The 13920-nt window shown below is 46.5% G+C and carries 12 protein-coding genes and 1 pseudogene; 4 read left to right on the forward strand and 9 right to left on the reverse strand.

Annotated elements, in window-relative coordinates; translation table 11 throughout:
* Positions 1-5: 5 nt before the first annotated feature.
* The 4 genes and pseudogenes from VPR01S_RS10135 to VPR01S_RS10150 form a co-directional block, all read right to left on the reverse strand.
* The gene (locus tag VPR01S_RS10135; protein WP_021705231.1) at positions 6-413 is read right to left on the reverse strand and encodes an ExbD/TolR family protein; all 408 of its coding nucleotides are present in this window, start codon (positions 411-413) and stop codon (positions 6-8) included.
* Complete coding sequence (gene exbB, locus VPR01S_RS10140) at positions 391-1176, reverse strand: tonB-system energizer ExbB (protein ID WP_052035744.1); 786 nt, start codon at positions 1174-1176, stop codon at positions 391-393. Before exbB ends, VPR01S_RS10135 begins: the two co-directional genes overlap by 23 nt.
* 501 nt (positions 1177-1677) lie before the next feature.
* Positions 1678-1866 (reverse strand): annotated as a pseudogene (locus VPR01S_RS22240) (HAAAP family serine/threonine permease); the annotation flags it as partial.
* 102 nt (positions 1867-1968) lie between these two features.
* Entirely contained in the window at positions 1969-3258 is a 1290-nt protein-coding gene (locus VPR01S_RS10150) for an SLC5/6 family protein (protein ID WP_021705234.1), read from the reverse strand.
* A gap of 571 nt (positions 3259-3829) precedes the next feature.
* On the opposite strand from VPR01S_RS10150, the gene VPR01S_RS10160 reads away from it, so the two are divergent.
* From VPR01S_RS10160 to luxQ, 4 genes are all read left to right on the forward strand, one after another.
* Positions 3830-4498, forward strand: coding sequence for a YceH family protein (locus VPR01S_RS10160; RefSeq protein ID WP_021705236.1), 669 nt, complete (start codon positions 3830-3832; stop codon positions 4496-4498).
* Positions 4499-4780 (forward strand): GIY-YIG nuclease family protein, encoded by a 282-nt coding sequence (locus VPR01S_RS10165; RefSeq protein WP_021705237.1) that lies wholly within the window; start codon positions 4499-4501, stop codon positions 4778-4780. It begins immediately after the preceding gene.
* 337 nt (positions 4781-5117) lie between these two features.
* Positions 5118-6221 (forward strand): autoinducer 2-binding periplasmic protein LuxP, encoded by a 1104-nt coding sequence (locus VPR01S_RS10170; protein ID WP_021705238.1) that lies wholly within the window; start codon positions 5118-5120, stop codon positions 6219-6221.
* A gap of 3 nt (positions 6222-6224) precedes the next feature.
* On the forward strand, positions 6225-8783 hold the full coding sequence (gene luxQ / locus VPR01S_RS10175) for a quorum-sensing autoinducer 2 sensor kinase/phosphatase LuxQ (protein WP_021705239.1): 2559 nt from the start codon (positions 6225-6227) through the stop codon (positions 8781-8783).
* Here the strand turns inward: luxQ and VPR01S_RS10180 are convergent, their stop codons facing one another.
* The 5 genes from VPR01S_RS10180 to yccS all read right to left on the reverse strand — a co-directional run bounded on the left by VPR01S_RS10180 (position 8784) and on the right by yccS (position 13795).
* Positions 8784-9449, reverse strand: coding sequence for a PilZ domain-containing protein (locus tag VPR01S_RS10180; protein ID WP_021705240.1), 666 nt, complete (start codon positions 9447-9449; stop codon positions 8784-8786).
* A gap of 137 nt (positions 9450-9586) precedes the next feature.
* Entirely contained in the window at positions 9587-10861 is a 1275-nt protein-coding gene (locus VPR01S_RS10185) for a hydroxymethylglutaryl-CoA reductase (RefSeq protein ID WP_021705241.1), read from the reverse strand.
* 94 nt (positions 10862-10955) lie between these two features.
* Positions 10956-11231, reverse strand: coding sequence for a hypothetical protein (locus VPR01S_RS10190; protein WP_021705242.1), 276 nt, complete (start codon positions 11229-11231; stop codon positions 10956-10958).
* Positions 11232-11273: 42 nt separating this feature from the next.
* A complete protein-coding gene (locus VPR01S_RS10195; RefSeq protein ID WP_021705243.1) occupies positions 11274-11504 on the reverse strand; it encodes a hypothetical protein in 231 nt (76 codons plus the stop codon).
* Positions 11505-11620: 116 nt separating this feature from the next.
* Positions 11621-13795, reverse strand: a complete 2175-nt coding sequence (yccS, locus tag VPR01S_RS10200; protein ID WP_021705244.1) for a YccS family putative transporter — start codon at positions 13793-13795, stop codon at positions 11621-11623.
* Between the last annotated feature and the right edge of the window lie 125 nt (positions 13796-13920).

Genomic DNA, 13920 nt, shown 5'->3' on the forward strand with positions numbered 1-13920 from the left:
CCTTTTTACTTCGAATTTGCCATCAGTGAAATGCTGGTGTAACCCAATTGTTGCAGTGTGTCTAACACCTCCATGATACGCGCGTAAGCGGTAGCGCGGTCTGCACTGACGAAAATGGTTACTTCTGTGTCAGGCACCAAGTCAGATAATGTGTCTGGTAACTCACTCAGCAGCACCTTATGACCGTCAACCAACAGTGAATTCTCGGCGTTTTTTATCGTGATGCTGGTGGGGGGAGCCGTCACGGGTGACATTTTTTGCGATAGTTCGGGAAGCCGTATATTCATGTGTGTTGTGCTTACGGATGCGGTTACCATAAAAATGACGAGCAACACCAGTAAGATATCGATAAAAGGAGTGATATTGATTTCGTTGTTTTCGTTGCAATCATCAGACGTGTAGTGCTTTCTCATGGCTCTTACTCAAACTGCGGGAAGTCAGGACATCAATCGCTATGGCAATATCGTTCGCCAGATAACCGATTGTGTGGATCTGTCGTATGAAATAGTTGTAGATGATGACAGCTGGGATAGCGGCGAAAAGCCCGACACCTGTTGCAAGCAGGGCCTCTGCTATCCCGGGAGCAACCACAGACAAGTCGGTTGATTGAGTCGTGGCGATACCCATAAAACTGTTCATTACTCCCCATACTGTGCCAAATAAGCCAATAAAAGGCGCCGTGGAAGAAATGGTCGCCAACACTCCGGTGTGTTTATTGGCCTGAATTTTAAGAGCACAAATATATTGGTAGGAAAGTGTGCTGATTCGATCCTGTAGTTCACGCCAATACATGCTATTGCTGCTGGCCATCTCGTTGACGGCAACGGAGAGCATCGGACAACTGATACCAGCTTTGCGACAAAGGAGATCTGCGTGTTGGGCATCCCTTGCCATAGCAATTACCTGTTTTTGTTGAGACTGCGTTCGTTTAAGGCGGCTTAGCTCCCAGGTTTTGGCGATAAACAGAGTCCAGGACACGACAGACATCGCGATCAGACTCAGCATGACGCCTTTGACCACCAGGTCAGCGTCATGAAACATTTGTTGCGCTGTTAAAGGAGAGGCTGGCTGACTCGAAGCCAACGTATTGATTTCTGTTGAGGCAAAAACAAACGATGGCAAAATAACACTAACAATAATGATAATAAACAAAATATTAATTAAGGTTTTTTTCATGAAATGATAGCTCTTAAATAAATATAATTAGTAATATATTTCTCTATACAGCTTTAAGGCTCTATTTTCAATGTCATTATTATTTTTATATAAAAGCTTTATACTAATCATCGATTGTTTATTTTATCTTTACATTATTGGTTTATATAAATTAATTTTGTTCTTTTAATAGTTCTTATTTGTTGTCTCATGACTTTATTCTGACATTTTATTGAGTTTAATACGTAATTATAGAACTGTTCTGAAGGGGTTTTATTTGACACCATATAATGTCTCTTAAGAGCAACTGACTTGAAAACCTTCCTATTTTAGGAAATTTCTCGTATAAGTGTAATCATTTAAAACTTGTCTAATCTGGCGAAATATTGTCTTTTCCAGCCTCTAACGAGGCTGGTTTTTTTTTGCCCAAAAATCGGTATTGTTAAATGGATAATAAAAAAGCCGCTGAACGCGGCTTTTTGCACCTTTAGAACAGAGTGTCCAGGTTGTATATGATGGCAGATATGTCATTGGAAAGGCGAGGATCGCCATTATCAGTAACGGAAGTAATCCGCCTACCTCCGCATTGATGGGAAGGAAGAGTACACCAGCGCCAATGGCGGTGTCATAGAGTCCGAGCATCCACATAGTGTCGGATTGTCGCCAGGTGGTGGTTGATAATTGCGTAGGGAGTGTTGTTGAACGAGCCATATTAATTCACCCATCCTTGTTCTGCGAACAGAATAAACAGTGCGCAGAACAAGGTATTTATGTGTATGTAAAAGTTCTTGTGTTGAGCGTTTGGTTTATTACTTATATCAGGCTGTATAACGTTGAAGATAGAGCCGCAATGCCTATTAAAATAACGAAAGTGTTACTGTTTTTATTTCTGTGTTTTTTTAGTGAAGGTAACTTGTGAATAGCATACATAGGAAGAAGAAATAATATTAATGACAGAATCGGCCCGCTAATCATTTCTATCATCCCTAGTACAGAAGGATTCCATGTAGAAACAAACCAAACCGAGAGTAAAATAAACAGAGCGGCAAGGTCATTTAATTGATTTTCTTTCAAAGGTTGATTTTTAATACGGGGTGTTCGATTCACCAGAGCGACAAAGCCTTCTTTAGCACCAATATATGTGCCCAGAAAGGATTTGGTGATCGCCACGAAAGCAATGATCGGCGCTGCCACACCGATCAATGGCGTACCCAGATGATTGGCGAGATACGAAAGTATCGTGATATTTTGTTGTTTGGCTTCTAGCAGGTGCTGTGGTGACAGCGTCAATAAGCAACTGAAGACAAAGAACATTACCGTGACCACCATCATAAAGTGTGCACGTTTGAGAATCGCACAGCACTTTTGATCCACCAGCGACGGGCCATATTCTTTCCGTTTGGACTTCGCGAACGCAGAAATGATGGGTACGTGGCTAAAGGAAAAGACCATAACAGGGATGGCGAGCCACAATGTCATACCTAGCTTTCCGCTGGCTGCGGATGCCACGATAGATGACGTCGAAAACAGTTCACCATTCCAATGAGGGATCAGATACACCGCCAACAACATCAAAACTGCGACAAATGGGTACACCAGCACTCCCATTACTCGAACAATGATTTCTTCACCAAAACGTACTATGCCGATGACACCAGCAAGCAAGGTGACCGAAAGCACAACTCTAGGGGGAGCAATCATTCCCATTTGGTGAGTCACGAAACTCTCAACGGTATTCGTCAGAGATACTCCATAAACCAATAGTATGGGAAAAATCGAGATAAAATAGAGTAGGGCGGCCAGTTTACCGGCTCGCGCACCGAAATGCTCTTCAACCACTTCGGTGATGTCGTTGCTCTGTTGACTGCCGGATAACACAAACCGCGCGAGTCCGCGGTGAGAAAAATACGTTAATGGGAAGGCCAGTACCGCCATCATTAACAGCGGCATCAGCCCACCTATCCCCGCGTTTATCGGCAGAAACAACACGCCTGCGCCGATGGCCGTACCGTACAAACCAAGCATCCACGCTGTGTCTGAAGATCTCCAAACGGCTGGAGAATCAACACGTGGAGCGTCACTTCCTGTTTTTGTCGTTATCATAATGATTCCTGCGGCTCTTTTAGTTGAACAAGCCGTAAGTGGTGTATTCGAAAAGCAAAAAGATGAAGTTAGACAGATAACTTCGGGCTAAAACTAAAAGCTGCAGGGCGGTAATTCTGTGATCTGATGCAGGTTTGCCTTTTTCTATACATACTCTTTATATCAATAGCGTTGAGAGCCGCGGTTGTTTACAACTTTTATATGCCATGCGATAGGCGAGAAACTAAGGAATTGTTTAAAACATCAGCAAGTCAGCGTGTTTCACACGCAAACACTTGTTTCTGTCGGAGGTAGCGCTATATTAGGGCTCCTAGTAATGACACTGATGTGAATGAGTGATGTTGACCTCAGAGATCATTGTTCCCAAATCTGAAAAAAATCCCACTCCGGCTAACAAATCCAGAAAGCTGAGCGATGCTTATAAAACAGAAAGGACTCGTCAGGAGGTGACGGAGATAGAGCTCAATCGAGCGACCATCGTCATTGTTGATGAGGACGGACAGTTGCGTAAAGTCCCGCTGCTTGGCGAGCATTAGGCGCGAAGTGGTGAAAGAAGAATAAGGATTGAACCATGAATATCGAACTAAGCGCAGTTGAAGCCAGAATTATTGGCTGTCTGATAGAAAAAGAAGTCACGACGCCGGACTACTACCCACTCACCCTAAACAGCCTGACGACAGCTTGTAACCAGAAAAGCAACCGTGATCCAGTGATGTCGCTGTCTGACGCTGATGTTCAGGATGCCGTCGAAGCGTTGATTTCGCGCCGTCTGGTGAGTGATGAAAGCGGCTTTAACAGTCGCGCAAATAAGTTTCAACATCGCTTCTGCAACACCGAATTTGGTGATCTTAAACTTAATGAGCAAGAAAAAGGGATCGTGTGCTGCTTGCTACTTCGCGGAGCGCAAACGCCTGGTGAACTGCGTACCCGAACTAATCGTTTGTGCCACTTTAATGATGTGAAAGAAGTGGAAGCTGTGTTAGAGGCGATGGCCGGTCGTGAAGCGGGTGCCCTGGTGGTCAAATTGCCTCGTGAAGCTGGCAAACGGGAATCGCGCTATCAACATTTGTTCTGTGGTGAGGTGGATGTAGAAGCGTTGCAAGCCCAGTCGGGTGGACACCAACCAACAGCGTCAGCAAGTGTACACGAAGAGCGAATTGAATCGCTTGAGCAGCAAGTTTCTGAACTTCAGGCTGAAGTCAGTGAGTTGCGTGAACTGGTCAACGCACTGACACAATAAATGTCGAGTCTGTGGTATATCTACCTGATCAGAACGCAAGCTAATGCGCTGTATTGCGGCATTACGACCGATGTCGACAGACGTTTTGATCAGCACAGTCGTGGACAAGGGGCCAAGGCGTTAAAAGGTCGTGGCCCGTTAACACTCGAATGGAGTGTTAAGCTGACGGATTCACGGAGCGAAGCGCTCAAAATTGAATACGCTATCAAGCAACTTTCTAAAGCGCAAAAAGAACAACTGGTGGCCGGGCAGGTAACCTTATCGTGCCTTGGGTTAATATAAATACCTTATCTATCTGTTCGGGAAAGGTTAATTTTATTAATTATTTCAGTTAATTATAAAATCAATTGCACCTTTCTCTCGTGGCTTTCCTCATCATTTACGTCGAGAAAAGTGGCACAGTGCCCAGAACTTGAGCATGTGATTCACTTTTGCGAATTTTCACTTTGCAGCTCTGTATTGACAGGCCATACTTAAAGTTTAAGTGAGCACATGAGTGTAGTTATTTCTATAATTTTTATAGGGTTATTGCACTCTTGTCTGGTCGTCTCAACAATAAATGAAAAGCGGTAGCTTTCTCCGGTGGGATAGGCCGGTTGCACCCGTAAAGAGGACGTCAATGCTAAAACGCAAAATAATAACTTTGGCCGCTGTAGCCTCATTTTCTTCACCGACTTTTTCTAATCCAGCCCAAATTCTCAACGATTACTGGCAATATCAGGATTATCTTGATTCCAATCCACGCCAAAAATCGTTGACCAGTCAGTTGGTGGACGTTGTACGTGAGCGTCCCGTGCCGCTAGCGGCAACGGTCGATCAACCGATCAAAATCTCCGTTGTTTATCCAGGGCAGCAGATCTCCGATTATTGGGTGCGTAATATCAAAGCATTTGAGATGCGTATGGAAAAGTTGGGCATCCCTTACCAAATCAATCAGGTATTTACCCGACCAAATATTGATGTCCGTCAGCAAAGCTTATCGTTGATGGAAGCCGTAAAAAACAAATCAGATTATCTGATCTTCACTTTAGATACGACCCGGCACCGTAAGTTTGTTGAGCACGTATTGGGCTCGACGGACACTAAGCTGATTCTGCAAAACATCACAACTCCCGTCAGGAACTGGGATGGACGTCAGCCGTTTCTCTACGTTGGTTTTGATCACTTACGCGGTACAGAAGTGTTAGAGCAGTACTTTCTTAAGCGTTTCCCCGAGGACACCTCTTACTCCGTTTTGTATTTTTCGGAAGGTTATGTGAGTGATGCACGAGGCGATACGTTTATTGAAGCCATGAGCAAAGTCCATCACTACACGCTCAGTTCGTCGTTTTACACACAGGCGACCAGAGAAAGCGGTTACAGCACGGCCAAGCTTGCTGTGCAGAAAGATTCGAACATCAAATTCATTTATGCATGCTCGACCGATGTGGCTCTCGGCGCAGCGGATGCACTCAAAGATCTTGGCCGTCAGGACATCGTTCTGAATGGTTGGGGCGGCGGCTCTGCTGAACTGGATGCGCTGGCAAAGGGCGATTTAGACGTCACGGTGATGCGGATGAACGATGATACAGGTATCGCGATGGCAGAAGCCATCAAATGGGATCTGGAAGGCAAAGCGGTACCTCATGCCTACTCCGGTGATTTTGAATTGGTGACGTCTGAAGATAAAGCACAACGCATCAACAAACTGAAAGCGAGAGCATTTCGTTACTCAGATAACTAATACATGAAGTTCAGTCTAAAAAGGATGCCGAAGCGTAACCGGCTGGCCGCGTTAATCACACGCTCGGTGTTTATCATTAATGGTCTGTTGATTCTGGTGGTATTGTTTCAAAACTATCAGGTCAGCCGACAGATCATCTCACAAGAGGTTGCACGATCAAATCAGCAAACCTCGAGCTTAGTGCAATCCTTTTTTGACTTCCGACTGACGGCACTTCAGGTTCAGCAAGATGCATACAGCCGTAGTGATAGCCTGCTCATCGCGTTGCGAGCTCGTCATTACGACACTTTAGATGCCTTCTTCGCCAGTATTGATCAAACCGTCCCTGAGTTGGTGCCGGACTTCCGTTTTGTTATTCAGGATGGAAAACTTGCCTGGGATGACGCCAACCATGAATTTTACGGTATCGATACCAAGCAACTGCCTTTGATGGCCAAAGCGATGTCCGTCAGTAGCAACTGGCATCTGAGTCAGGTGCCTTCAACCCTTGGCACTCGTTATCTGATGTTGAGAAAAACGCCGATTATTGACGTGAATACCGGAGAGGTCATGGGGTTGCTGTACATCGGTATTGTCCTGAACAACAACTATGGGTTGGTCAGTACATTAAGAGACAGTGCGAAAGCGGACAATGTGATCATGTCGGTTGGCTCAGAAGTTATTGCCTCGACCATCACAAATCGGGCTGGCTACAGTGGTATTGATGTACTTTCTCACTACTCACAGAGTCCGGAGCACCGCAATTTTGTGGTGTCGAAAACGGATCTTTTGATCAACACCACACCGACGTATCTGTCCATTTATACGATCACGAACAACACTCAGATTTCAGCTCTCGCCAGTAGTCATTATTTCTGGGTTGCTGTTGTTTTGATTGCCATCTTTATCTTTGCGGCGCTTACGCGACTCTGGCTCAATAAGCGGGTGTCAGATGAACTCGACCGACTGATGACGTTTACTCAGGATGCGGTCGACAACAAGATTGTGGCGCCTTCTCCGGAGTCGGACGTTGAAGAGTTCCATCAATTTGGCCAGACACTGGAGTTGGCGTTTAAACGTTTGTACGAACAAGAGCGGCGCTTTGAAGATCTGTTCAAGTTCTCTTTATCTCCGATTATCTTGTGGGACAGCGGTGGTCAGGTGGTAAAAATGAACCCGGCTGCGCACAGTTATTTTGATTCAGAAGACGACGATACGTTCGAGCAGCTGGTCTCCAAACTAATGCCACAAATCAAGATGTGTAATACCGGTGCGACATTGACGGGTATCAACCTGCCACTCGGCAACAAAGTTTTCCGGTGGAACCTGTCTCCGATCCTGATTCAGGGGAAAACCCACACCATTATTACACAAGGACAAGACATCACCAGTCTGATTGAAGCAGAGAAACAGAGTGAAGCCGCTCGTCAGGAGGCTGAAGAATCGGCTCGTGTGCGGGCAGATTTTCTGGCCAAAATGAGCCATGAATTACGCACACCGCTCAATGGCATCTTGGGTGTCTCTCAACTGCTGAAAAGCTCCGTTCGCGACAGCGATCAGCTCGAGCAGGTCAATGTTTTGTGCAACAGTGGTGAACACTTGTTAGCAGTTCTGAATGATATTCTGGATTTCTCCAAAATAGAGCAGGGCAAGTTTCATATTCAAAAATCTGAGTTCCGTTTGGTTGAGTTACTTACATCGGTTGAGAAGATCTTCTCGCCCTTGTGTCTTGAAAAACACATAGACCTCAAAGTCAGCAATGATCTGAGTGAAGATGTACTGCTGTTTACCGATCAAGTCCGACTCAATCAGGTGCTGTTCAATCTGGTCAGCAACGCGGTCAAGTTTACTCATGAAGGGCAAGTGCACGTGAATGTCTCTGCCAGTAAAAGCACTCAAGGTGAGTCGCTACTGAACATCGTGGTAGAAGACACAGGGATCGGAGTGGAAGAATCTCAGTTGCAGTCGATTTTCGACCCGTTTGTTCAGGCTGAATCGACCACCACTCGTGAATACGGTGGCAGTGGATTGGGGCTGGCTATCGTCAAGAGTCTGATGGAGTTACTGGATGGTGAGATACGAGTGTCGAGTCAGCTAGGTCTGGGTTCACGATTTGAACTTGTACTGCCAACACCAATGCGTATTGCTTCCTCTGTCGAGGAATCCGGCGAGCAGGTCAGCGATCAGGAGCTGTTATTTGACCGACAATTAAAAGTTTTACTCGTTGAAGACAATCACACCAATGCGTTCATTGCGCAGGCATTTTGTAAGAAATACAAGATGGAGGTGATATGGGTAAAAGACGGTTTGGCGGCGATTGAATATCTAAAGCAGAATCCTCACATTGATCTGGTGTTAATGGACAACCAGCTGCCCAATCTGGGGGGGATTGAAGCGACGAAGATGATTCGTGATGATTTGAATCTCGACATCCCAATCTACGCCTGTACCGCAGATGGTATGATGGATACCAAGCGTGCGTTTCTCACTGCCGGGGCGAACTATGTGATTGTCAAACCGATTAAAGAAAAAGCGTTAAATCAGGCGTTTGTGCATTATAAAAATATGTTCTATCACGGCTGATCAGACAGACTCCAGCTCATAGACTTTTTCAAGTAAGCACGTTCGAAGATCGTCGCTCATTTCCAGTACGGGTTCAAACTTTATCCCCAAGCGGTGCCCGTTTGCATATCGGCTGATACTGACCACTTGATAACGGATATCTTCTGGGAGCAGATCGTTCAATTCACTGTCTACCGTTATCATACTCTGCGTTTCTAACTCGTTCTCTCCCTTTACAAAAAAAGCGCAGCCAGAAACAGAAAAGTCAATCAGATGCGACTCGTAAGACACTGTGTTATGGGTGAGCGTCGCGGGAATATGAAGGTTATAGCGCTCATGTTCTCGTATTGGTTTGGAGGCGAAGTGCTGTGGCATTCTCAGAAACAGCAAGCAACCAGGTTTGTTGGTTTGAGTCAGGATGGAAGTTTTAAACGCGATCACGTTACCAAGCTTGGTTTGAGTGATACCGCGAACCACAATCAATACGTTTTCCAGTTTTCGCATTAACAGCGCTTCACGCGCTTTCATTGGTAAATCGATCAACAAATAACCGTCAGGCTTACAACCGATATATTGTGACGAGAAGGCGTATTCGTCGTCTGGGCCGAATTCGATTTTGGCCGACAACCGCATGCCAGGTTTCAACAGGTTAATTAATTTATCGATAGAGTGGGTTACTGACGCCATAGGAAATCGTTTTTATAGGGACGTTACACAAAATATATGTCTAAAGCTCTGAAATTGCACTGACAAAGCGATTTGGAAATGAAGATTTGTTATCCCGGTGACATTCATCCTTGAATATCACGAAGCCCGATACTGGCTTAAGACTTGGCCTGGCCTCGGGCAAGCTTATGATGCGCTCTGGAAAAATGCTCCGCGCAGAATGCGCCTACGATGGAGAGTTCACCGGCCAGACATAGGGCGGCGGTGACTTCTGCAAACGCTCTCGCGTTGCCTGAGCCGGATAGGCCGAGAATATCAAGACACGCCTTTTGTGTCGGTAATCCTGTCCCTCCGCCAACTGTGCCGACCATGATATTGGGCAACGTAACACTGGCATAGAGTGCGCCGTCTTGTCTCATTTCCATGCGTGAGATGCCGATTGACGATTCAGAGACGCACGCGGCGTCCTGACCACAGGCAATATACAACGCCGCCAGGGCGTTTGCGTAGTGAGCATTGATACCAACACTACCGCTTAGGAGTCCGCCTACGGTGGTCTTATTGGCGAAGCTGACCATGCGTGCAACGCTGGTATGCAGGTATTTCTCTACCAATTCGGCTGCAATGATCACTTCCGCAGACACTTTTTTACCGCGCACAGAACGCAAAGTATGGGCGTTTGGCTTCTTGTCGCCGGACAGGTTTCCATCAAGAAACGCTTCCACCGGAACGATTGGGCTGTGTGACAGAATAAATCGATACACGGCATTGGTAGCAATGGTTACCATGTTTTGACCAGAAGCATCCCCTGTCAGATACTCAAACACCAGATAGACATGATTGCCTTCGATATTGACGTTCATGTCTTTGAGTTGACCATGGGATGTGGTGTCTTCCGCTATCTCTTTGAACTGTTCGTATTGTGCGACCGCCCAAGCGACAAACAGACCTGCATCGGCCAGAGAGTCGAAAGCAAAGACAGGAGTGCGACTCACCCCTTCGTTAATCAGCATGGCACTTGCGCCGCCCGCAGCGGTGATTAGGTTGGCCCCACGGTGGTAAGAGGCGACTAGGGCGGCTTCGGTGGTTGCTAGCGGCACCAGGTAATCCTCCTGTGCATACAGGCCGTTGACACGCAAAGGACCGGCAATTCCGACGGGGACGTTGACCGTGCCGATGAAATGCTCAATGTTTCCCTGATAGGCGTCGTAATGGGCTTGGGTAAAGCTATCCAGTAATACTGTCTGATCGGTTAATTCTGACAATATACGCCAACGTCTTTCCAAATGCTTATCGGAGAGTAGTGGGCTAGGGCACAGTTTACGCTCAGGCTTATGTTTCCGACTCTGTAAGGATTGGTGAATACGGTTTGGTTGAGTATGTGGAGCAAGCGGCGAGGTTTGGCTAACAATGTCAGAAGAAAATTTGGGCATAAAACTGGGTATCAATCGATTTTGTCGTGATTGTAGAGAACCGACGACGAAATACAACGGGCACAATACGTTTTGCAACAAATGTGTGAAGTTTTCAGATGTGAACGTCCAGCAAAGAGCCGATCATTTCTCGCTCACGTTGCCTAACTGTGGTTCCGGTTTTACCGTAAAGTTCTGCCTGATTAAGTTTAACCAACGATGATGCGAGGTCATCATCTGACTTTTCAACTGGTTTGGTATCGACTTTATTGAATTCAAGAGCGTTTGACGAGCTGGTTGTTACCGAGTTGATTTCAGCCGCAGCTTCATCCGCCTGTTTAAAAGCGTTGTGTAGGATAGGGTAGCTGTTTGAAACCGCAGACACTGACATGACCGTGACTCCTTCTCTCTACTGATAAACTAGTAGATTTGATTAGGAAAACAAGCTGGAAATAAGTGACATTTCTTCGTCAGTCAGCAGGCCTTCGTCAGAGCGTGACAGATTGCTGCTGATTTCACACTGCAGTTGTTTCAGTTGTTGCGGCGTCAGTTCTTTGAGTTGATTCTTCAACGTTTCAAACTGTTGCATGTTCATCTTGCTCTCTCCCAGCATCGGTCGGTGTCGCGATACACGTTCACCGCAGTAAGAGATGTCTCCTTCCATGCTCCCACCTTCAAATAAATGACTATTGAGTTAATACTAGGTATCGAACGCTGTTTTTTTGTCCGAGTAATGTCAACTAATGTCAAGGATTCGTGAGAGAGACAAGATCCTGTCGCTTAACTGTTTGATCCCGGAGAGTCTACGCGGACCGCGAATTTGCTGGCCAAAGAATGCATTTCAGGCAGCATTCGATGGATCAGGTGCAACTGTTGCAGCACCATGCGAGCGGAGCTGTCATCTTCGTCGCGCCACTCAGAAAGACGTTTTTCCAGACCTGAATCGTCGATATCACTGGTGTCACAGGTATCACAGTGATCATTGAGCTGAGTGTAAAGAATATCCAGATGTCGGTGAATGGCCCGATGCGCATCAAGTACTAATTGATGTATGGCCTCATCATTGATTCGGGTGCGGTGGGCACCCAAAGCGGAGATGTAGCTGAGCAGGGCGTGGTTCAATGTCAGGAAACGAAAACTTTCGTCGACTGCCGCGCGGTAACGCCCCGGTTCTGCCAGCATCGTGCTGATGGCATTAGTTAGGTTGGCATCGTTGTTGTGAGCAGAACGACGCGCGATACGATAAGTTAAGTTGTCTTTTTTACCAATGCGGTACTGACCGATGATCTGAGCCAGATAATCTTTGTTCGCACCAATCGCATCTGCCATGATCTTATGCAACCGACGCGACTGCCAGTCAGGGAAAATAGATACCACGGCGGCGACGGCCAACGCACAACCGATCAACGTATCTCCAAGGCGAGGCAATACAACGGCAAAACCTTGACCAAGCTGGTTGAAACAAAACAGGACTAACAGAGTAATAAAGCCGGTCGCAAATCCGTAATTGTTGATACGAAACGCGAAAAACATGACGCCGGAGAGAACGATCAACACCAGTTGGCTTTCCTGTGACGGGAAAAACGTCAGCAGCGGTACCCCAATCAATAGGCCAGCCAGCGTGCCGGCAATTCGGGCCACCAGTTTCTGGCGTGTCGCGGCATAGTTGGGTTGGCAGACAAACAGTGTAGTCAGCAAGATCCAATATCCTCTGTCGATATCGAATACTTGAATAATGCCATAGCCGAGCGTCAGCGCGAGAGACATGCGCAGAGCATGGCGAAACAGCAAGGATTCTTTGTTGAGATTCGACTGAACTCGCTGCCACATGGCTTTCAATGAGTGCGCTTCGGTGTCATCAAGTACATCTTCTTCCGGTTTACTCTCTGCATCCGGGTTGTTGATGTTGTTGAGCTGCTTTTCAACCGTTGCAAGGTTATTGAACAGGTAGCTTAATTGAGCCAGAAGACTTTTCCATTGCGGATTCTTTTGTTCCTGCAGATAGGTCATCGCGCTTTGCAATTCATCTAACGCAAGCACCGAAGCGTTCATATGCTGGTATTCTTTTCCGAGGCGAATCGACTGCGCAATTTCGCGACAGGCAAAAGCCTGCGTTTGCAGCAGATGTTCAAAACGAAACATCACATCCGAACGCTGAAACTCTTTGGCCAGTTCCTGATAGCGGTAATGGCTGGAGCTGACGCGTTCGTGAATATCCTGTGCCATAAAATAAATGTTAAGAAAACGGTCACTGGCACCATCAACGTGGCCACGCTTTGAACGGCTCAATAAGGTAGCTTTACACTGGTTCAAGGCGGTCACTGTGGCAGCGTTGAGCTTGGCTTCCGCGATACGATGAGGCTGAGGAATCAACTCGCTAACGGGGTGGAAAAGGTGGCTTTTGGACTCCAGATAATCGGCCAGTTTCTCAAAGACGTTTGCCAGGCTGTGCTGAACTGGCTGCATAGGCCAGAAGGCATGCCAGATCATTGAAACAAAGTAATACCAGGCTGCCCCCGTCAGCAGCATCGCGGGTTGAAACCAAATGTCGGTGCTTTCATGGGCACCTAACATGGTGTAGATGGCGATCAGCAGGGAGCCAAATGCGATGCTGGCGTATCTTGGGCCTACGGCTCCCAGCATAATAAAACCAAAGGTTGAGATAAAAAGGCCAGCGGCGAATAACCAAGGCAGCTTAAACAGTATTTCGATGGAAAGCGACGCGATACCAAAACAGACAAAGGTGAGAGTGACCGCTTTCAGACGACCGGTGAAACTGGCGTCACTCTCCGCCAGTGCCGCCGCAATGACGCCGAGAATGAGCGGGATGATTTCTCTGTCGAGCTGAAAATGCCATGCCGGAATGACAACGCCGAGCAGAGTGATCAGAATAAGCAGGCAGTAGTTGATGGTTTTATTTGCCCAATAAAGGCGCAACTGGTTGGTAAAATTCACAATGGCTCAACTTTGAAAAATTCTAACCTATACAATAACCCGTATTGAGGGCTTAACATACTGACACAGATAAAAAAATGAGACTGTTTGTAGATATAATCGTCAATGCAAATATTGACATTAAA

Origin of the sequence: Vibrio proteolyticus NBRC 13287 (assembly GCF_000467125.1) — a bacterium.
Classification (GTDB): domain Bacteria; phylum Pseudomonadota; class Gammaproteobacteria; order Enterobacterales; family Vibrionaceae; genus Vibrio; species Vibrio proteolyticus.